We start from the raw sequence: 19147 nt of genomic DNA, 5'->3' as shown, positions 1-19147 counted from the left end.
GCGTCGGAGATGCTCAAGCGCGCCGACCTGGCGCTGTATCGCCCGGGCGGCAGACCGTCATGCCCATGCTCACAGTCATCGACAGCCCGGCGCTCGGCGGCGACGCGGCGCCGGGCACGCGCCGTGGTTGGCTTTACCGTGCGGGATTCGTCGACCCAGGCACCGCCTGCATCGCCGTAAACGCCACTGGTGCTGGCATACACGAACGCACGCGCTTGGAGGCGAGTTTTCAAGCGGCCAGTGAGGCCACCCGACCTGCGCGCCCGCTCGGGTAAAATGCGACGTTTTGTAGCTCGGGAAACCGGGGCCGGCTGCGTCAGCGCGTGCAGTAACGCGGCGGTACGCGGATCATCGTTGCCGACAGCGGGCGGCGGTGCCAGATGCAGCACGCGGAGGCTTAAACCTCGCAGGCGGCGCAGCGACGCGGGATCGTCCAGATTGGCGACAATCGGCACGGCGCCGGCTTCGCGCAACGAAGCGCGACCTTCAAGGCGTGAGGTGACGGCAAAGACGCGAAAACGCGTGCGGAGCATCGCCAGGCAGCGTTGTCCGACATCGCCGCAGCCGACGATCAACACGCGGGGAAGGCCCAAGCGCAGTGGAGATGTGGATGGCCGAGCTGCTGACTGATTCACCATCGGACGTGCTGCCGGATTGACCACCATTGCATGCCCAGATGGGCGACCAGACACTCTTTTCAACATATTCGGATTGTAGTATGGCTTACCAGATCAACGTGCTGCCCAGCGGCCGCCAATTCCAGGCCGAAGACGGCGAGACCATCCTTGCAGCCGCGCTGCGCCAGGGCATCGGCCTGCCATACGGCTGCAAGAACGGCGCGTGCGGCTCGTGCAAGGGCCACGTGCGCGAGGGCTCCATCGTCCAGGGCAACCACTCGCCCAACGCGCTGTCCGCCCAGGAAGCCACCGAAGGCCGTGCGCTGTTCTGCTGCGCCACGCCCGCCACGGATGTCACGATTGAAGTGCGCGAAGTGCATGGTGCCGGCGATGTCCCCATCAAAAAGATTCCGTGCCGCGTTGCGTCGCTGGAAAAGGCCGCGCCGGACGTCACCATCGTCAAGCTGCAACTGCCTGCCACCGAGCGTATGCAATTTCTGGCCGGACAGTACGTGGAATTCCTCCTGCGCGACGGCAAGCGCCGCAGCTACTCGATCGCCAACCCGCCGCACGACGAAGGCCCGATCGAGCTGCACATCCGCCACATGCCGGGCGGCGCATTTACCGACTACGTGTTCGGCGCCAAGGAAGGCGCCCCGGCCATGAAGGAGCGCGATATCCTGCGCTTCGAGGGCCCGCTGGGCAGCTTCTTCCTGCGTGAAGAATCCGACAAGCCGATCATCCTGCTGGCCTCGGGCACCGGTTTCGCGCCCATCAAGGCGATCATCGAGCACGCACAGTTCATCGGCAGCACGCGCCCGATGACGCTGTACTGGGGCGGCCGTCGCCCGCAAGACCTGTACATGCACGCCAAGGCCGAAGAATGGGCGCGCACGCTGCCGAACTTCACCTACGTGCCGGTCGTCTCCAACGCCTTGCCCGAAGATGCCTGGACAGGCCGCACCGGCTTCGTTCACCAAGCTGTGATGGCCGATCACCCAGACCTGTCAGGCCACGAGGTCTACGCCTGCGGCGCGCCGGTGGTGATCAACTCGGCCCGCACAGATTTCGCCGCCCAGTGCCGGATGCACCCGGACGCGTTCTTCGCCGATTCCTTCACCTCGGAGGCCGATCTCCACCCGGCCGGCTGACGTTGCACAAATCCAAAGAAGGTCAAAATTTCGTTTTGACTTGACTTGGCATCCGTCTTATTCTTGCGCCTTATGAACCAAGCCCTGCACCTCCGACGCCGCCGTACGTTGCTCCCTCCGGGAAGCCGCGCGGCTGTCTGCTGATTGCATATCGGGTTCACAGGATTCGACGATCACAAGGCCACGGGGCAACCCCCGTGGCCTTTGTCTTTTTCCAACTCGCGTTTTTTCGGTTTTTCATCTTCCTGCCGCCTTTTTCTGGAGCTTTGCCATGGCGTTTGCTGACTACCCCGTCCAGTCCCTGATGTACATCACCAACCGGCCCGAGATCGTCTTCACCGAAGGCAAGGGCTCGTGGCTGACGGACCACAACGGCAAGCGATATCTGGACTTCGTGCAAGGCTGGGCCGTCAACTGCCTCGGGCACTCCAACGACGGCATGATCGAAGCGCTGAACGCGCAGGCCAAGAAGCTGATCAACCCGAGCCCGGCTTTCTACAACGAGCCGATGGCCAAGCTGGCCGGCCTGCTGACCGCGCACAGCTGTTTCGACAAGGTGTTCTTCGCCAACAGCGGCGCCGAAGCCAACGAAGGCGCCATCAAGCTCGCCCGCAAGTGGGGCAAGAAGCATAAGAACGGCGCGTTCCAGATCATCACGTTCGACCACAGCTTCCACGGCCGCACGCTCGCCACCATGAGCGCATCGGGCAAGGCAGGCTGGGACACCATCTTCGCGCCGCAGGTGCCGGGCTTCCCGAAAGCCATCCTGAACGACATTGCCTCGGTGGAAGCGCTCATCACCGACGAGACTGTCGGCGTGATGCTGGAGCCGGTGCAAGGCGAAGGCGGCGTGCTGCCGGCCACGCCCGAGTTCATGCAGCAACTGCGCGCGCTGACCAAGAAGCACAAGATCCTGTTGATCGTTGATGAAGTGCAGGCAGGTTGCGGCCGCTGCGGCACCCTCTTCGCCTATCAGCTCTCGAACATCGAGCCGGACATCATGACGCTGGGCAAGGGCATCGGGGGCGGCGTGCCGCTCTCGGCTCTGCTGTGCACGGATGAAGTTGCCAGCTTCGAGGCCGGCGACCAAGGCGGCACTTACAACGGCAACCCGCTGATGACGGCCGTCGGCTGCTCGGTGATCGAGCAACTCCTGGCCCCGGGCTTCCTGGACGGCGTGCAAGAACGCGGCGCCTATCTGCGCACGCAACTGCTCAAGCTGAGCGATGAGTTCGGCCTGGCCGGCGAACGCGGTAATGGCCTGCTGCGCGCGCTGCTGCTCGGCAAGGACATTGGCGGCCAACTGGTGGAAGCTGCACGCGAGATGAACCCGACGGGCCTGCTGCTGAACGCCCCGCGCCCGAACATCTTGCGCTTCATGCCTGCGCTGAACGTGACGACCGAAGAGATCGACACGATGATCGGCATGCTGCGCACGCTGCTGAAAGCACACGCCTAAAGCGCATCGCATGACCCCGGGGCGGCGCGCAATGCGTCGCCCTTCATCGCCCCATCGCTGCTCCCCCTCTGAGGTTTGCCATGGCCGTGACGCGAGAAGTTCCGGCCACGGGGATCGTGTTGTCTGATGATTCCGCGTGGCTCCCGCTGGACGACATCTACAACTTCCTCTCGCAGGAAACGTATTGGGCGCGCGGCCTGCCGCGCGACGTGTTCGACCGATCGATCGCAAATTCGCTGTGCTTGGGCGCGTATCGCCAAGACGACGATGGCTCGCATGATGACCTTGTGGGTTTTGCGCGCGTCATCACCGATCGTGCGACGTTCGCTTACCTGTGCGATGTGTTCGTGCTACCGGATTGGCGCGGAAAAGGCATCTCGCACGCGTTGATGGATTTCCTGCGCGAGCACCCTGACCTGCAGACGCTGCGCCGCACAGTGTTGGTGACAACGGGCGCCGACTGGCTTTATCGCAAGCATGGCTTCACCGATGTGCCGGAGGGTGTCGGTTTCATGCAATTGCATCGGCCAAAAATCTATACGGCGGCATCTGCCTGAAACGTTGGTCACGCACAAAGAAAAAGCCCCGCAATCGCGGGGCTTTCTCGTGGTGCTTGAGGGTGCTTACTCGCCCAGGTAGGCGGCACGCACCTTCGGGTCGTCCAGCATCTGCTTGGCATCGCCGCTCATGGTGATGAGACCGGAGTCCATCACGTAGCCGCGGTGCGCTGCCTGCAGCGCCAGACGCGCGTTCTGCTCGACGAGCAGCACAGTCACGCCTTGGGCCGAGATGTCGCGCACGACCTCGAAGATCTTCTCCACCATGATCGGAGAGAGACCCATCGACGGCTCGTCCAGCAGCAGCAGCTTCGGTTGGCTCATCAGCGCACGCGCCATGGCCAGCATCTGCTGCTCGCCGCCCGACATTGTGCCGGCCAGCTGGTTTGCGCGTTCCTTCAGACGCGGGAAGATGCCGAACATGCGGTCGATATCGGCCTTGATGTTGGCCTCGTCGTTGCGCGTGAAGGCCCCCATCTGCAGGTTCTCGACGATGGTCATGCGCGCGAACACGCCGCGGCCTTCCGGCACCATCGCCAAGCCCTGCTTGAGCAGGTTGTAGCTCGGCACGCCCTTGATGGACTTGCCCAGATACTGCACGTCACCGCCGGCCCAACCCTGCAGGCCGGTGATGGCCTTCATGGTGGTCGTCTTGCCGGCGCCGTTGGCACCGATCAGCGTGACCAGCTCACCTTCGCGAATCTCCAGATCCACGCCCTTGACCGCCTGGATGCCGCCGTACGCGACCTTCAGGCTGTCGATCTTCAACATTACTGGTTTCATATTCCGTTCCTCTGCGTCAGTGCGCTGACGCGCCGAGGTAGGCCTCGATCACGGCGGGGTTGCTCTGCACTTCATGCGGCAGGCCTTGTGCGATCACCTTGCCGTAATCCAGCACGGTCAGGCGGTTGCACAGGCCCATCACCAGCTTCACATCGTGCTCGATGAGCAGGATGGTCTTGCCGTCGGAACGGATCTTGTCGAGCAGACCGCGAAGTTCCACCTTTTCGGTGGCGTTCATGCCGGCGGCCGGTTCGTCCAGGGCCAGCAGCTTGGGCTGCGTGGCCAGGGCGCGCGCGATTTCCAGACGACGCTGGTGGCCGTACGACAGGTTACGCGCCGTGTAGTTGGCGTACTTGCCGATGCCGACGTAGTCCAGCAGGTCGTGCGCCCAGTCTTCGATCGACTGCTCTTCCTCGCGTGCAGCCTTGGTGCGGAACACCGCGCCGATCAAGCCGGCCTTGGTGCGCACGTGGCGGCCGACCATGACGTTTTCTGCCGCGGTCATGTCGCCGAACAGACGGATGTTCTGGAACGTGCGCGCAATGCCAGCCTTGGCCACTTCGTGCACGGCGGTCGGCTGGTAAGGCGTGCCGGCCAGCACGAACTCGCCTGCGTCAGGCGTGTACAGGCCCGTGATGACGTTGAAGAACGTGGTCTTGCCGGCGCCGTTCGGGCCGATCAAACCGTAGATTTCGCCTTCGCGAATTTCCAGGTTCACGTCGGACAGCGCTTGCAGGCCACCGAAACGCTTCTGGACTCCTCGGATCGAGAGGAGGACGTTGTTATTGCTCATGTGCGTGCCTCCATCAGATACGGGACAGTCCACCAGCCCGCTGCTTTTGCGGACGGTCTTCCTTGCGCGGCGAGGGCCACAGGCCCGCAGGGCGATACAGCATCACCCCCACCATCGCCAGGCCGAACAGCAACTGACGAAGCACTTCCGCTTCCACAATCACGTGGCCGAACAGCTTGTTCTGCACCGGCTCGGCCAGGGCGCGCAGCAGTTCCTGGAAGCCCACCAGCAGAATGCCGCCCAGAATCACGCCCGGGATATGGCCCATGCCGCCCAGCACGACGATCGCCAGGATGTAGATCGACTCCCACAGCACGAACGATTCCGGCGACACAAAGCCCTGGAACGACGCGAACATCGCACCCGACACACCACCGAACGACGCACCCATCGCAAAGGCCAGTAGCTTGATGTTGCGGGTGTTGATGCCCATCGCCTTGGCAGCGATTTCATCTTCACGCAGCGCCACCCATGCACGACCAATACGCGAGTTCTGCAGCCGCAGGCACACGATGATGATGATCGCGGCCAGGAACACGAACAGGTAGTAGTACATGTAGACCGAGTCGAAGCGAATGCCGAAGAAATCATGGCGCTTCGAGAAGTCGAACCCAAAGATCTTGACCGGCTCGATCAGGTTGATGCCCTTCGGACCGTTGGTGATGTTCACCGGGCGGTCGAGGTTGTTCATGAAGATCCGGATGATTTCACCAAAGCCCAGCGTCACGATGGCAAGGTAGTCACCGCGCAGCTTCAGCACCGGCGTGCCCAGCAGAATGCCGAACAACGCCGCCAACCCGGCACCCAGCGGAATCACCCACCAGACAACAAGGTGCAGCCCGTTGGGGAACAGGTTGTGAATCCACTCGAATTGGTTGGACAGGTGCGGCGAACCCAGCAAGGCCATCATGTAGGCGCCCACCGCGTAGAACGCGATGTAGCCCAGATCAAGCAGGCCGGCAAAGCCCACCACGATGTTCAGGCCCAGGGCCAGCATGATGTACAGCAGCGCGAAGTCCAGCACGCGCACCCAATAATTGCCACCTGCGGCACCTACGATGAACGGCGCGAAGATCGCAAGGATCAGGAAGCCGTACAGCGCGGCGCGCGTCTTCATTGGCGCTTTGAAATTTTCTGTCATGGCGCTCCCCTTCTTATGCGCGGTCCGCAACGCGTTCGCCCATGATGCCGGACGGGCGGAACAGCAGCACGCCAATCAGCACGATGAATGCGAACACATCCTGGTAGTTCGAACCGAACACACCGCCAGTCAGATCACCGATATAACCAGCACCCAGTGCTTCGATCAGGCCCAGCAGCATGCCGCCAACCATGGCGCCTGCCAGGTTGCCGATGCCGCCCAGCACTGCGGCGGTAAATGCCTTCAGGCCGGGGATGAAGCCCATGTAGAAGTGAGCATTGCCGTAGTTGGTCGCCATCATCACGCCGGCGACCGCAGCCATGGCAGCGCCGATCATGAAGGTGGCCGAGATCACGAAATTGGGGTTAACGCCCATCAAGCCCGCCACACGCTGGTTCTCTGCCGTCGCACGCATGGCGCGCCCCAGCTTCGTGCGGTTCACCAGCAGGATCAGACCAATCATCATCAGGATGGACACCGCGATGATCGCGATTTCCTTGCCAGTGATGGTCGCGCCGGTCGAGCCGATGTCGATCGGACTCGAAGGCAAAAGCTCAGGGAAGCTCAGCGGGTTGCGCGACCAGATCATCATCGCGAGTGTCTGCAGCACGATCGACACGCCGATGGCGGTGATCAGCGGCGCCAGGCGCGGCGCATTGCGCAGCGGCCGGTAAGCGACACGTTCGATGGTGTAGGCCACGATGGCGCAGACCGGCATTGCAAACAGCAACGCAAACACCAGCGTGAGCCAGTTAGGCAGATTGGGGAAGTATTTTTGGAGGAAGTTGATGGCGGTCAGGGCAGACATTGCACCGACCATCAGAACATCGCCGTGGGCGAAGTTGATGATGCCGAGAATACCGTAGACCATGGTGTAGCCAAGTGCGATCAGCGCGTAAATGCTGCCGAGCACCAGACCGTTCACGATCTGCTGGATAAAGATATCCATGAGAACAGCTCCTGCTATGCCTTGCTTTGTTGTAGGCGACGGGATGACGTGCCCGCAAGGTATGCGATCAATCGGATGGGTAAGGTGAGGTTGCTGGTAAGCGGCCTGCCGACACGCCCATGGTGAGGGCCTTGTTTCATTGGCGAGGCTATGAAAAACGGCACCGCAGGGGTAGTCGCGGTGCCGTTTTTAGGGCGGATAACCCTTCGATTACATCTTCACAACGTCAAGAACAGTCTTCTTCTTGTCCTTGTAGTTGTACAGGGTGATGGAACCTTGCTTCAGGTCACCCTTGTCATCGAACGAGATGTTGCCGATCACGCCGTTGTAGTTGGTTGCCGGCATGGCAGCCAGGATCTTGGCCGGATCGGTCGAGTTGGCACGCTTCATCGCGTCGATGATCACGTTGACAGCGTCATACGTGAACGGAGCGTAGATCTGCACCGGCGTATGGAAACGGTCTTGGTACTTCTTGTCGAAGTCCGCGCCCTTCTCCATCTTCGACAGCGCCAGGCCTGCTTCCGAGCAGACGATGTTGTCGATTGCGTCGCCAGCCAGTTCGGCCACCTTGTCGGTACACACACCGTCGCCGCCAACGATCTTGGCCGTGATGCCCAGTTCCTTGGCTTGCTTGGCGAACGGGCCGCCGGTGGCGTCCATACCGCCGTACATGATCACGTCCGGCTTCTTGCCCTTGATCTTGGTCAGAATGGCCTTGAAGTCGGTCGCCTTGTCGTTGGTCGCCTCACGCGCCACGACGTTCACGCCGTCAGCCTTTGCGGTCTTCTCGAACTCGTCGGCCAGGCCCTTACCGTAGGCGGTGGCATCGTCAACAATTGCCACGGTCTTGGCGCCCAGGGTCTTGGCGGCGTAGTTCGCCAGTGCCGGACCTTGTTGCGCGTCGGTTGCAACCACGCGGTAGGTCGTCTTGAAGCCCTGCTTCGTGTAGTCGGGGTTCGTCGACGACGGCGAGATCTGCACGATGCCTGCATCGCTGTAGATCTTCGAGGCCGGGATCGACACGCCCGAGTTCAGGTGGCCGACGACAGCAACAACGTGCTCGTCAACCAGCTTCTGCGCCACGGCGGTACCGGTCTTCGGGTCGCCTGCATCGTCTTCACCGACCAGCTCCAGCTTGATCTTCTTGCCGTCGATGGTCAGGCCTTCCTTGTTGGCTTCTTCAACGGCCAGGCGTGCACCGTTTTCGTTGTCTTTGCCAAGGTGAGCAATACCGCCCGTGAGCGGAGCCGCGTGACCGATCTTGACAACGGTCTCGCCGCCGGCAGCCGCCGCCGGAGCCGACGTTGCTGCAGGTGCAGCAGCTTGGTCTGCGGGCTTTTCCTCGTTCTTACCGCAAGCTGCTACGAGTGCCACGGCAGCCGCAAGCGGCAGAACTTTGGCAAACTTAATTTGCATGAGTGATCTCCTAGATCTCGCAAGAGCAAGAAGAGCGTCCTGCCTCCCGGCCGCTCCCCCTGCGCCGATTGTTTCAATTTGAAACGCGCGAATTGTATCCCCTTTTATTGCGGATGCAATACGCGTCGCAACAACGATTTTTGCAGTAACTACGCCGCTTTACGGGCTTTCCCCAATGCCCAAACAGGCGTCATTTCGCGCAGGCATTCGCGAACGGCGGATAGCCATATCAAGAAGCGTGCCAGACTAGGGGAAACCCCGTATTCATGCGGCTTGGCGGACGATTGCCACGGTAAATCAAGGCTTCGCCGGTATTGAAGAGGTTTTGCAACGCACAAAACAAAACGGCCACTCCGGGAAGAAGTGGCCGCTGATTCCTCAAAAGCGCTTTATGCACCGCATTAGGGCGCACAGTTTTTGTGCGCTTTTAAGTGTGTATTTACATAAAGGCATTCAATTGATTTGAAGACCCCTCGGAAGGGGGAAAGACATGTTTTCCTGGATACCGTCGAGCGGACGCACTGTGCGCGCGCCCAGTGCCTTGAGGCGGTCGACGATCGACTGCGCCAGCTCTTCGGGCGCCGAAGCACCCGCTGTCAGCCCCACGCGGCGCTTGCCGGCCACCCATTCGGGCCGCACCTGTTCCGGCGTATCCACCATATAGGCAGGCACGCCCAGCTTCTCAGCCAGCTCACGCAGACGATTCGAGTTCGAGCTGTTCGGGCTACCGACCACGATCACCACCTCCACTTGCGGCGCCATGAACTTCACGGCGTCCTGGCGATTCTGCGTCGCGTAGCAGATGTCCTGCTTCTTCGGCTCGTGCACAGCCGGAAAGCGTGCCTTGATGGCGGCCACGATCTCCTGGGTCTCGTCCACCGACAACGTGGTCTGCGTCACGTAAGCTAGGCGCGTCGGGTCTTTCACCGCGAGATGCGCAACATCGTCGACGGACTCGACCAGCAGCATGCCGTCGTTGGCCTGGCCCATGGTGCCTTCCACCTCGGGATGGCCCTTGTGCCCAATCATGATGATCTCGAAACCCTGCGCCCGCATCTTCGAGACTTCCACGTGCACCTTGGTCACCAGCGGGCAGGTCGCGTCGAACACGCGCAGGCCGCGCGCCTCCGCCGCCTCGCGCACCGCACGCGACACACCATGCGCGCTGAAGATGACCGTGCCGCCCACGGGCACGTCGTCGAGTTCCTGCACGAACACCGCGCCCTTGTTGCGCAGATCGCCAACGACATAGGCGTTGTGCACGATCTCGTGACGCACGTAGATAGGCGCGCCAAACAGCTCCAGCGCGCGCTCGACGATCTCGATAGCGCGATCCACGCCAGCGCAGAAGCCGCGCGGCTGCGCCAGCAAGACCTCGGCGTCGGCCTGGGTGACAGGATCAATGGAATCGAGCGGGGCGTTCACAGCGTTGCTCATATCAATCAGAGAATGCCGATCAACTGGACTTCAAACACGATCGTCTGGCCAGCCAGCGGGTGGTTGAAGTCGAACAGCGCGGAGGTCTCGCCGACTTCCTTGAGCACACCGGCATATTTACCGCCGCTCGGCGCATTGAACTCAACCAGGTCGCCCGGCTGGTAATCCTCTTCAAACGAAGAGTTTTCGCGCAGCGTGGCCAGCGACACGCGCTGCAGCAGCTCCGGATTACGCGGACCGAACGCCTGCTCGGGCGCCAGGCGGAACGTCGTGCGCTCGCCCTCGCGCATACCGAGCAGCGCCTGCTCCAGCGTCGGCGCCATCTGGCCTTGGCCCAGCAGCAGCGTGGCCGGCTTGTCATCGAAGGTCGTGACGATGTCCGTGTCGTTTTCCAGCGCGATGCGGTAGTGCAGCGTCAGAAAGGAATCCGGGCCAACCACCTTGCCTGCGTTGCTTGGCGTCGCCGCGGACGCCTCGTTCACCAAATTTTGCACGCTCAACCTGCTTGACCAAAAAGTAACCCGTTATTGTACGTCAGCCCTCCCCGCGGCCGCAGGCGCGAAGCCCACCGCACTCTCGCTGGCAGGGCCTTTCCTCTGCTCATCCCTACCCTATGGCAATCGTCGACTGGCCCGCCCACGAGCGGCCGCGTGAAAAACTGCTCGCTCACGGCCCCGCCGCGCTCTCCGACGCGGAATTGCTAGCCATCTTCCTGCGCGTGGGCATGCCAGGCAAAAGCGCTGTCGACCTCGCCCGCGAACTGCTCACGCACTTCGGATCGCTCGCACGGCTGTGCCATGCGTCACAACAAGAGTTCTCGTCGATCAACGGAATGGGCCCCGCAAAATACGCACAACTGCACGCGCTGCTGGAAGTCGCGCGGCGTGCACTAAAAGAGGACTTCACCCAGGGCAGGACCTTTGACTCTCCACAAAGCGTGAAAGATTTCTTGCGCCTGACATTGGGGCACCGCCCGCATGAGGTGTTTGCCTGCTTCTTTCTAGATGTGCGACACCGGCTCATTGCCTGGGAAGAACTCTTCCGCGGCACACTAACGGAAGCCCGCGTCTATCCGCGCGAGATTGCCAAGCGCGCGCTACATCACAATGCGGCCGCGGTAATCCTGGCCCACAACCACCCCACCGGCAACACGGAGCCCAGCGAATCCGACATCACCCTGACCCGCGAGTTGTGCCGCGCGCTAGCCATGCTCGACGTGATCGTCCTGGATCACATGATCGTTGGTTGCAGCCACGTCTACGGCTTCCTAGAACACGGCAAAATGTAGTGCCGATGCCGCATCGCACGGTGCCCAACAGCAATCCGTCGATCTCGTTGATTTGTCAGCGCTTTTGTGTGTATAATCCGCGTTTCGCTGAAGTCCCACCTCTACAGTGGCGCTGCGCTTGGATTGGTCCCAGCGCCCGGTCGCAAACTGTAGCCAACGAATTTAGTTAGGAGTGCTCCATGGCACGCGTCTGTCAAGTGACCGGGAAAGCGCCGATGGTCGGCAATAACGTTTCCCACGCAAACAACAAGACCAAGCGCCGTTTTCTGCCGAACCTGCAGAATCGCCGCTTCTGGGTCGAATCCGAAAACCGCTGGGTCAGCCTGCGCGTCTCGAACGCTGGTCTGCGCCTGATCGATAAAAAAGGCATCGACGAAGTGCTCGTGGATCTGCGCGCACGCGGCGAAGTCTAATTAGGAGTTAAACATGGCCAGCAAAGGCGGACGCGACAAGATCAAGCTGGAATCGACCGCAGGTACGGGTCATTTCTACACGACCACCAAGAACAAGCGCACCAAGCCGGAAAAGATGGAGATCATGAAGTTCGATCCCGTCGCCCGCAAGCACGTCGCTTACAAGGAAACCAAGATCAAGTAATCCTCGCGGATTGCGCATCTTGTTTCCGTCGGCATGACCGACAGCAAAAACCCGCTCTCAGGCGGGTTTTTTGTTGCCTGCTGTTTGGCCCATGCTGGGGTGTACACTGCTCTTCTTTCCGATTGACACGCGACTGTGTTACTCACCAGCCGCGCCTGCTCCGCGTCCCGCGTCTTCCATGAATTTCGATGTTGCCGTTGTTGGCAGCGGCTTGGCGGGTCTGACCGTCGCCCTGCACCTAGCCGATCACCGTCGCGTGGTTGTCATCAGCAAACGCAGCCTGCCGGAAGGCGCCAGCGATTGGGCGCAGGGCGGCATTGCCGCAGTGCTCGACTCAGGCGACAGCCATGACGAGCACGTCGACGACACACTCATCGCCGGGGCAGGACTATGCGATGAAGCCGCCACTCGCTACATCGTAGAAAACGGGCGCTCGGCCATTGAATGGCTGATCGGCCATGGCGTACCTTTCACGCGCGACGAGCAGGCCGAACTCGGCTTCCACCTGACACGCGAGGGCGGCCATCGCCATCGACGCATCATCCACGCCGCCGATGCCACGGGCCATGCCGTGGTCACGACGCTGGTTGAGAAGGTGCGCAATCACCCGAACATCACGCTGCTGGAAGATCATTTCGCAATCGACCTGATTACCGACGCGAAGCTGGGCCAGCCGGGTATGCGCTGCCATGGCCTATATGCGCTCGACATCGCATCGGGCCACGTCAAGACGATTACCGCGAGCCAAACCGTGATGGCCACGGGCGGCGCAGGCAAGGTCTATCTCTATACGACGAATCCGGACACCGCCAGCGGCGACGGTATTGCCATGGCTTGGCGCGCAGGCTGCCGCGTAGCGAACATGGAGTTCATCCAGTTCCACCCAACGTGTCTCTACCACCCGTTCGCAAAGTCGTTCCTGATTACCGAAGCCGTGCGCGGTGAAGGCGGCAAGCTGATCCTGCCCGACGGCACACGCTTCATGCCGGCGCATGATGAGCGCGCTGAGTTGGCTCCGCGCGATATCGTCGCCCGCGCCATCGACTTCGAGATGAAGAAGCGTGGCCTGGACTGCGTCTATCTGGACATCAGCCACCAGAGCCCGGAGTTCCTCAAGGAACATTTCCCGACCATCATGGCGCGCTGCCTGGAGCTGGGCATCGACATCACGCGCCAACCGATTCCGGTGGTGCCGGCGGCGCACTACACGTGCGGCGGCGTGGTGACGGATCACCTCGGGCGCACGGATATCGCCGGCCTTTACGCCGTGGGCGAGACAGCCTACACCGGCCTGCACGGCGCCAACCGGCTGGCAAGCAATTCGCTGCTGGAATGCATGGTGATCGGGCGCGGCGCGGCGGAAGACATCCTCGCGCAACCACCCTCGAACCCAACGTCGGTGCAGATTCCCGCGTGGGATGAGAGCCGCGTGACCGACGCCGATGAAGAAGTCGTCGTCTCGCACAACTGGGATGAGCTGCGCCGCATGATGTGGAACTACGTCGGCATCGTGCGCACGAACAAGCGGCTGGAACGCGCGCAGCACCGCATCGCCCTGTTGCGCGAAGAAATTACGGAGTACTACGCCAACTTCCGCGTGAGCCACGATCTGCTGGAGCTGCGCAACCTCGTCGAGGCCGCCTCGCTGATCGTCGACAGTGCGCTGTCACGGCATGAGAGCCGTGGCCTGCATTTCTCGCGCGACTACCCCGAGACGCTGCCCAAGGCGCTGCCGACGGTCATGCAGCCGACCCATCGGCAAATCGCCCGGAAACGCTAAGGCTTATTCGACGATCCGCAAAGAGAAGTCGGTCGCGCGCACGTCCTTCGTCAGCGCGCCGACGGAGATACGATCCACACCCGTTTCGGCAAACGCGCGGATCGTCTCGATGTTCACGCCGCCGGACACCTCCAGTAGCGCCCTGCCCGCCGTCATGCGCACAGCCTCGCGCATCGCGGGCGGCTCAAAGTTGTCGAGCAGCACGGAGGTAGCACCCGCCGCCAGCGCTTCTTCAAGCTGCGTCAGCGTTTCCACCTCAATCTGGATCGTCACGCCGGTGTTCAGTGCCTGCGCCGCACGCAGGGCTTCCGTCACGCCACCCGCCGCAGCGATGTGGTTTTCCTTGATCAGGATGCCGTCATACAACGCCAGGCGTTGGTTCTCGCCACCACCGATACGCACGGCGTACTTCTGCGCCAGGCGCAGGCCCGGCAGCGTCTTGCGCGTATCGAGCACGCGGGCGCGCGTGCCGTCGATGGCTGCGGCGTAACGCGAGGTCGACGTCGCGACGCCGGAAAGCAATTGCAGGAAGTTCAATGATGGCCGTTCGGCCGTCAGCAGCGATCGCGCCGGGCCTTCGATCTCGCACACCACCGAATCGGGCGCCATGCGGTCGCCTTCGTGCTGGCGCCAAGTAACGCGCAACGTCGGATCAACGGCGCGCATGCACGCATCGAACCAAGGCGTGCCGCACAGCACGGCGGTCTCGCGCACAATCACCCGCGCGCGCGCATGGCGATCGGCGGGGATCAGCAAACCGGTGCGGTCACCCGTGCCGACGTCCTCGGCAATGGCAGCAGACACGTTGGCGGACAGCGCCTCGCGCAGTGCCGGGCCAAAGCTATCGAAAATTGCCTGAGCCGGTGTGGCAAAGCTCGTCATGTTCATATGGGTTGCCGTCATGCCGGGCCGATTCCTTGAAAGAGTTGCGCGTTGGCGGCCAGCTCCCCCTGCGGGCGAACCATGGCTTTCTCCCGCGCGGCAAAATCCAGCATGCGATCGATGCAGACCACGGCCTGCTTGCCGACGGCCGGATCGACGTGGATCTCGTTGCGACCGGTTTCCAGCACTTCGGCCAGATTGGTCAGCGCATTCATCGCCATCCATGGGCAATGCGCGCAGCTCTTGCAGGTGGCGGCGTTGCCGGCGGTCGGCGCCTCGATGAAGCGCTTGCCCGGGGCAGCCATGCGCATCTTGTGCAGGATGCCGTTGTCGGTCGCGACGATGAACTCCTGCGCCGGCAACGACTGCGCTGCTGCAATCAGCTGCGAAGTCGACCCGACCACATCGGCCTGCGCTACCACCGATTCAGGCGATTCCGGGTGCACAAGGATCTTGGCGTTCGGGTGCTCCGCGCGCAGAAGGTCGAGCTCTACGCCCTTGAACTCGTCGTGCACCAGGCACGAGCCCTGCCACATCAGCATGTCGGCGCCGGTCTGCTTCTGAATGTAGCTGCCGAGATGACGATCGGGGGCCCACAGGATCTTCTTTCCCTGCGCATGCAAGTGCTGCACGATCTTCAGGCCGATCGATGAGGTCACCATCCAGTCGGCACGCGCCTTCACGGCGGCGCTGGTATTGGCATAGACGACCACGGTGCGATCCGGATGCGCATCGCAGAAGGCGGCGAACTCATCCGGCGGGCAACCCAGATCCAGCGAGCAGGTCGCGTCAAGATCCGGCATCAGCACGGTCTTTTCGGGGCTCAGGATCTTGGCAGTCTCGCCCATGAAGCGCACGCCCGCCACGATCAGTGTCTTGGCCGAATGGTCGCGGCCGAAGCGCGCCATCTCCAGCGAATCGGACACGCAGCCACCGGTCTCCTCGGCTAGGTCCTGCAGGTCAGCGTCAACGTAGTAGTGCGCGACCAGCACGGCTTCACGTTCCTTGAGCAGACGCTTGATGCGAGCCTTCAGTTCGTCGCGTTCCTCGCGCGACAGCACCGGCGGCACCTTGGCCCAGGCGTGGGCCACGCAACTGGCGCCGGATTGCGCTTCGGAAAGCATATCCGGGCGCTCGAATTCAACCGTCTTGATGTGGGTTTCCATGGTGGTCTCCGCGTCCATTCGCGCTGTTAAGGCGCCGAGAAGCTGGCGCGGCAATGAAACGGACGGCGTGTGAGGAGGACTGGCACCGCGATACATTGTCGCGGCCCGTTAAAAATGTGAGTTGGGGGCAGTTTACCCAAAAGAAAAGCCCCGCTGCGGAGCGGGGCTTCACCTATGAAACAAGAAAGTCAGGCGTAACGGCGCAGGCGAACGGCAAACTCCTGCAGCGCGTGGATGCCGCTTTCCTCAGCGCGCTTGCACCACTCTTGCAGTTGATGCAGCAGCTGCTCGCGCGTGGCGTTCGAACGGCCCCACAGCGCACCCAGCTCGCGGCGCATCTCAACGAAGGTGTGCAACGCCGAATGGTCCGACACGATTTGCGAGAGCTGCTCACGCTGGGGCGCGCCCAGCTTGGTCTCGTCGCGGTGGAACCACTTGCGGGCCGGCTTCAGCGCACGGTACTCAACAGCGCGCGAGTCCTTCAGCTTGGCCAGCTCTTGGCGGTAAGCCGTCTTAACAGTCTTGGCGTAGCGTGCCATCACGTCGTAGCGGTTGGCGATGATGGCTTCGAGCGTGTTCTGGTCGACCGGCTTCACGTCGCCAAAACGAGCCTTGGGCGCCACTTTCTTGACCTTTGCCAAACCCACGATTTCCAGCGCGCGGATGTAGCCCCAGCCGATATCGAACTCGTACCACTTGACCGAAAACTTGGCCGACGTGGCGTACGTGTGGTGATTGTTGTGCAGCTCTTCGCCGCCGATGATGATGCCCCACGGCGATACGTTGGTCGAAGCGTCTTCACAGTCGAAGTTGCGGTAACCCCAGAAGTGGCCCAGACCGTTGATGATGCCGGCAGCATGGATCGGGATCCACAGCATCTGCACCGCCCACACCGTCAGGCCCAGCGCGCCGAACATCAGCACGTCCAGGATCAGCATCAAACCGACGCCCTGCCATGTGAACTTCGAATACAGGTTCTTCTCGATCCAATCGTCCGGCGTACCGTGGCCGAATTTCTGGATCGTTTCCTTGTTCTTGGCCTCGGCGCGATAGAGCTCAGCACCTTCCATCAGCACCTTGCGGATGCCACGGGTCTGCGGGCTGTGCGGATCCTCTTCGGTTTCACACTTGGCGTGATGCTTGCGGTGGATGGCGGTCCATTCCTTGGTGACCATGCCGGTGGTCAGCCACAGCCAGAAACGGAAAAAGTGTCCGGCGATAGGATGCACGTCCAGCGCACGGTGTGCTTGGCAACGGTGCAGAAAAATCGTGACGCAGGCGATCGTGATGTGCGTCATCACCAGCGTGAAAATCAGAATCTGCCACCAGGCCCAATTCAGGGTGCCGTTGGCGAGGAAAGTCAGAAGGGAGTCGATCAAAGTGTTCTCCGTGGTCAACTCGGGTGATCAAAGCAGCCTTTGGTCCGACAAATCAATCCGGACGGGCTGCCTCTTAAGGCCATCCGCTGTCGCAGCGTTACGACAATGGGGTCGTGTTGGCGGTGATTCAGGTGTTGGCACCTGGCTTGCGCATCACATCGGCGAGCTTGTGGCTGCTACCCATATGACCTCCGCCCCAGCGCAATACAAGGTGTTTGCGGTGCTTTGTCGCAAGTGCTATGCCCTTTGCGACGGCCCGTCTGATCCTTTGTGGGAGCACTCAGTATTTTAACCGAATACCCCCTCTATTCCATGGGGGAAAACCGCTGATTTGACCTCTGACAAGTGGGCACCGTTCCGCTCGCAGGTGTGTTAGGCCTGCAGCGTGGCACCGGATGAGGCTGCCGCATCACCCGAAGTGCTCGAAGCGCCCTGCTGCAGCGCCAACGGCCCGAGCACGCGCACTTCCCGTTGCGGATACGGAATGTCGATGCCGGCCGCTTTGAAGCGGCGATAGATAGCGCGGTTCAGGTCAGACTGCACGCCCAGCTTGCCGTTGTGCGGATCCGCGATCCACACGCCAAGTTCGTACTCGATGCTGCTGTCGGCAAACAGGGCCATGAAGGCGGCGGGTGCGGGCTCGGGCAGAATGCGCGGAATGCCCTCGGCGCATTGCAGCAACAGCGCCAGCACCGCTTCCGGGTCGGCGGCATACGATGCCTGCACGCGCACTGCCACGCGCACGGTGCCGCGCTCGTTGTGGTTCTGCACAGCCTGCGCGACCATCAGTTCGTTCGGCACCAGCGTATCGCCATCGCCGTTGCGCACCACGGTGTAGCGCGTGCGGATCTGCGTGACGATGCCGGTGTACGTGCTGACCGTGATCTGATCGCCGAGCTTGAGCGAGCGCTCGAGCAGGATGATGAAGCCCGAGACGTAATTGCTGGCGATCTTCTGCAAGCCAAAGCCCAGGCCCACGCCGAGCGCCCCGCCAAACACCGACAGCACCGTCAGGTCGATGCCCACGAGCGACAGGCTCAGCAGCAGCGACACCAGCAGCAGCGCTGCCTTGGTCACGCGCGACAGCACCACCTTCAGGTTGGCATCAATGGCTGAAGCACGCGTAATACGGCTGTCCAGCCACGAGCCGAACCACATCGCCACGAGCACGGTGACGAGAATCCACACCACGCCCATCAGCATGGCGGCGAGGCTCACCTTCTGCTTGCCGCCAAGCGCAAAGCGAATGCCGTCGAGATAATCCACCACATCGCCTAGCACGCCCAGCACGTAGAGCACCATGCCTATCCACATCAGCGTGGTCAGCACACGCTCGGCGACGACAAGCATGCCGTGCAGCTCGCCATTGGCCGACAACACGCGGCGCAGCACGTAGAAGCCGAGATAAAGAATCGCCAAGCCAAACAGCGGCACCGCAGCCAGGCGGAACACGCTGATCGGCATGGTGCCGATCAGGGCATAGCGCGCACCAAGCACCAGCAGCCAGCCAATCAACGGGAACATCGCCCGCTCCAGGCTCGACCAGGCAAAACGCAGGGCGAACGTGTCGTTCGCATGCGCCGTATGCAAGCGCCGCGAAATCGGCCGCGCGATCAGCCACGCGGCAGCGAGCACCAGCACCAGCACGCCCAGTTGCCAGATAAAGCGAGGCCCACCCAGATCGGAGACGATGTCGTCGATCATGTGACCCAGCGCGATATGGTTGAGATTCAGCGGCAATCCGTTCATTGG

Annotated in this window: 18 protein-coding genes and 1 pseudogene; 7 read left to right on the top strand and 12 right to left on the bottom strand. The window is 61.9% G+C overall.

All coding sequences use genetic code 11. The features are described from left to right. Positions 1 to 665 (bottom strand): annotated as a pseudogene (locus ACCD03_RS14320) (hypothetical protein); the annotation flags it as partial. Positions 666 to 718: 53 nt separating this feature from the next. On the opposite strand from ACCD03_RS14320, the gene ACCD03_RS14315 reads away from it, so the two are divergent. The 3 genes from ACCD03_RS14315 (at position 719) to ACCD03_RS14305 (ending at position 3784) form a co-directional block, all read left to right on the top strand. Beyond that, the gene (locus tag ACCD03_RS14315; protein WP_024974990.1) at positions 719 to 1768 is read left to right on the top strand and encodes a CDP-6-deoxy-delta-3,4-glucoseen reductase; all 1050 of its coding nucleotides are present in this window, start codon (positions 719 to 721) and stop codon (positions 1766 to 1768) included. A 271-nt stretch (positions 1769 to 2039) separates the two neighbouring features. After that, positions 2040 to 3227 carry an acetylornithine transaminase gene (locus tag ACCD03_RS14310; RefSeq protein WP_325654315.1) on the top strand — a complete coding sequence of 396 codons (1188 nt, stop codon included), beginning with the start codon at positions 2040 to 2042 and terminating at the stop codon, positions 3225 to 3227. An 80-nt stretch (positions 3228 to 3307) separates the two neighbouring features. Further along, a complete protein-coding gene (locus tag ACCD03_RS14305; protein WP_253538572.1) occupies positions 3308 to 3784 on the top strand; it encodes a GNAT family N-acetyltransferase in 477 nt (158 codons plus the stop codon). 66 nt (positions 3785 to 3850) lie between these two features. On the opposite strand, the gene ACCD03_RS14300 is transcribed toward ACCD03_RS14305, so the two are convergent. The 7 genes from ACCD03_RS14300 to ACCD03_RS14270 all read right to left on the bottom strand — a co-directional run bounded on the left by ACCD03_RS14300 (position 3851) and on the right by ACCD03_RS14270 (position 10797). Beyond that, positions 3851 to 4567: an ABC transporter ATP-binding protein gene (locus ACCD03_RS14300; RefSeq protein ID WP_009241298.1), complete on the bottom strand. Its 717-nt coding sequence runs from the start codon at positions 4565 to 4567 to the stop codon at positions 3851 to 3853. 16 nt (positions 4568 to 4583) lie between these two features. Next, positions 4584 to 5360: an ABC transporter ATP-binding protein gene (locus ACCD03_RS14295; RefSeq protein ID WP_024974987.1), complete on the bottom strand. Its 777-nt coding sequence runs from the start codon at positions 5358 to 5360 to the stop codon at positions 4584 to 4586. Positions 5361 to 5373: 13 nt separating this feature from the next. Next, positions 5374 to 6501: an ABC transporter permease subunit gene (locus ACCD03_RS14290; RefSeq protein WP_024974986.1), complete on the bottom strand. Its 1128-nt coding sequence runs from the start codon at positions 6499 to 6501 to the stop codon at positions 5374 to 5376. A 13-nt stretch (positions 6502 to 6514) separates the two neighbouring features. After that, complete coding sequence (locus tag ACCD03_RS14285) at positions 6515 to 7450, bottom strand: branched-chain amino acid ABC transporter permease (RefSeq protein WP_045202805.1); 936 nt, start codon at positions 7448 to 7450, stop codon at positions 6515 to 6517. Positions 7451 to 7660: 210 nt separating this feature from the next. Continuing rightward, entirely contained in the window at positions 7661 to 8866 is a 1206-nt protein-coding gene (locus ACCD03_RS14280) for a branched-chain amino acid ABC transporter substrate-binding protein (protein WP_045202804.1), read from the bottom strand. Positions 8867 to 9319: 453 nt separating this feature from the next. Then, a complete protein-coding gene (gene ispH / locus ACCD03_RS14275; protein WP_253538575.1) occupies positions 9320 to 10303 on the bottom strand; it encodes a 4-hydroxy-3-methylbut-2-enyl diphosphate reductase in 984 nt (327 codons plus the stop codon). Between the two features lie 5 nt (positions 10304 to 10308). Beyond that, positions 10309 to 10797, bottom strand: coding sequence for an FKBP-type peptidyl-prolyl cis-trans isomerase (locus tag ACCD03_RS14270; RefSeq protein WP_413412096.1), 489 nt, complete (start codon positions 10795 to 10797; stop codon positions 10309 to 10311). A gap of 119 nt (positions 10798 to 10916) precedes the next feature. On the opposite strand from ACCD03_RS14270, the gene radC reads away from it, so the two are divergent. The 4 genes from radC to nadB all read left to right on the top strand — a co-directional run bounded on the left by radC (position 10917) and on the right by nadB (position 13968). After that, the gene (gene radC / locus ACCD03_RS14265; RefSeq protein ID WP_253538580.1) at positions 10917 to 11591 is read left to right on the top strand and encodes a RadC family protein; all 675 of its coding nucleotides are present in this window, start codon (positions 10917 to 10919) and stop codon (positions 11589 to 11591) included. 179 nt (positions 11592 to 11770) lie between these two features. Beyond that, entirely contained in the window at positions 11771 to 12004 is a 234-nt protein-coding gene (gene rpmB, locus ACCD03_RS14260; protein ID WP_004631999.1) for a 50S ribosomal protein L28, read from the top strand. Between the two features lie 13 nt (positions 12005 to 12017). Next, positions 12018 to 12188, top strand: coding sequence for a 50S ribosomal protein L33 (gene rpmG / locus ACCD03_RS14255; protein WP_003262397.1), 171 nt, complete (start codon positions 12018 to 12020; stop codon positions 12186 to 12188). 178 nt (positions 12189 to 12366) lie between these two features. Then, positions 12367 to 13968, top strand: a complete 1602-nt coding sequence (nadB, locus tag ACCD03_RS14250) for an L-aspartate oxidase (RefSeq protein WP_024974980.1) — start codon at positions 12367 to 12369, stop codon at positions 13966 to 13968. A gap of 3 nt (positions 13969 to 13971) precedes the next feature. Here the strand turns inward: nadB and nadC are convergent, their stop codons facing one another. From nadC to ACCD03_RS14230, 4 genes are all read right to left on the bottom strand, one after another. After that, on the bottom strand, positions 13972 to 14871 hold the full coding sequence (gene nadC, locus ACCD03_RS14245) for a carboxylating nicotinate-nucleotide diphosphorylase (protein WP_325654305.1): 900 nt from the start codon (positions 14869 to 14871) through the stop codon (positions 13972 to 13974). Next, a complete protein-coding gene (gene nadA / locus ACCD03_RS14240; protein WP_325654303.1) occupies positions 14868 to 16016 on the bottom strand; it encodes a quinolinate synthase NadA in 1149 nt (382 codons plus the stop codon). The genes nadC and nadA overlap by 4 nt, the downstream gene beginning before the upstream one ends. 188 nt (positions 16017 to 16204) lie before the next feature. Then, complete coding sequence (locus ACCD03_RS14235) at positions 16205 to 17395, bottom strand: acyl-CoA desaturase (protein ID WP_253538602.1); 1191 nt, start codon at positions 17393 to 17395, stop codon at positions 16205 to 16207. A gap of 372 nt (positions 17396 to 17767) precedes the next feature. Further along, a complete protein-coding gene (locus ACCD03_RS14230; protein WP_325654301.1) occupies positions 17768 to 19144 on the bottom strand; it encodes a mechanosensitive ion channel family protein in 1377 nt (458 codons plus the stop codon). Positions 19145 to 19147: the final 3 nt, after the last annotated feature.

This window comes from Ralstonia sp. Ralssp135 (genome assembly GCF_047304345.1).
GTDB lineage: Bacteria > Pseudomonadota > Gammaproteobacteria > Burkholderiales > Burkholderiaceae > Ralstonia > Ralstonia chuxiongensis.
Note: the sequence above shows the minus strand (reverse complement) of the source record. Positions and strands in the feature narration are given on the sequence as shown.

Excerpts from the sequence above, each read along its gene's own strand:
- ACCD03_RS14315 (WP_024974990.1), top strand. The coding sequence starts at position 719 with ATGGCTTACCAGATCAACGTGCTGCCCAGCGGCCGCCAATTCCAGGCC.
- ACCD03_RS14310 (WP_325654315.1), top strand. The coding sequence starts at position 2,040 with ATGGCGTTTGCTGACTACCCCGTCCAGTCCCTGATGTACATCACCAAC.
- ACCD03_RS14305 (WP_253538572.1), top strand. The coding sequence starts at position 3,308 with ATGGCCGTGACGCGAGAAGTTCCGGCCACGGGGATCGTGTTGTCTGAT.
- ACCD03_RS14300 (WP_009241298.1), bottom strand. The coding sequence starts at position 4,567 with ATGAAACCAGTAATGTTGAAGATCGACAGCCTGAAGGTCGCGTACGGC.
- ACCD03_RS14295 (WP_024974987.1), bottom strand. The coding sequence starts at position 5,360 with ATGAGCAATAACAACGTCCTCCTCTCGATCCGAGGAGTCCAGAAGCGT.
- ACCD03_RS14290 (WP_024974986.1), bottom strand. The coding sequence starts at position 6,501 with ATGACAGAAAATTTCAAAGCGCCAATGAAGACGCGCGCCGCGCTGTAC.
- ACCD03_RS14285 (WP_045202805.1), bottom strand. The coding sequence starts at position 7,450 with ATGGATATCTTTATCCAGCAGATCGTGAACGGTCTGGTGCTCGGCAGC.
- ACCD03_RS14280 (WP_045202804.1), bottom strand. The coding sequence starts at position 8,866 with ATGCAAATTAAGTTTGCCAAAGTTCTGCCGCTTGCGGCTGCCGTGGCA.
- ispH (WP_253538575.1), bottom strand. The coding sequence starts at position 10,303 with ATGAGCAACGCTGTGAACGCCCCGCTCGATTCCATTGATCCTGTCACC.
- radC (WP_253538580.1), top strand. The coding sequence starts at position 10,917 with ATGGCAATCGTCGACTGGCCCGCCCACGAGCGGCCGCGTGAAAAACTG.
- rpmB (WP_004631999.1), top strand. The coding sequence starts at position 11,771 with ATGGCACGCGTCTGTCAAGTGACCGGGAAAGCGCCGATGGTCGGCAAT.
- rpmG (WP_003262397.1), top strand. The coding sequence starts at position 12,018 with ATGGCCAGCAAAGGCGGACGCGACAAGATCAAGCTGGAATCGACCGCA.
- nadB (WP_024974980.1), top strand. The coding sequence starts at position 12,367 with ATGAATTTCGATGTTGCCGTTGTTGGCAGCGGCTTGGCGGGTCTGACC.
- nadC (WP_325654305.1), bottom strand. The coding sequence starts at position 14,871 with ATGACGGCAACCCATATGAACATGACGAGCTTTGCCACACCGGCTCAG.
- nadA (WP_325654303.1), bottom strand. The coding sequence starts at position 16,016 with ATGGAAACCCACATCAAGACGGTTGAATTCGAGCGCCCGGATATGCTT.
- ACCD03_RS14230 (WP_325654301.1), bottom strand. The coding sequence starts at position 19,144 with ATGAACGGATTGCCGCTGAATCTCAACCATATCGCGCTGGGTCACATG.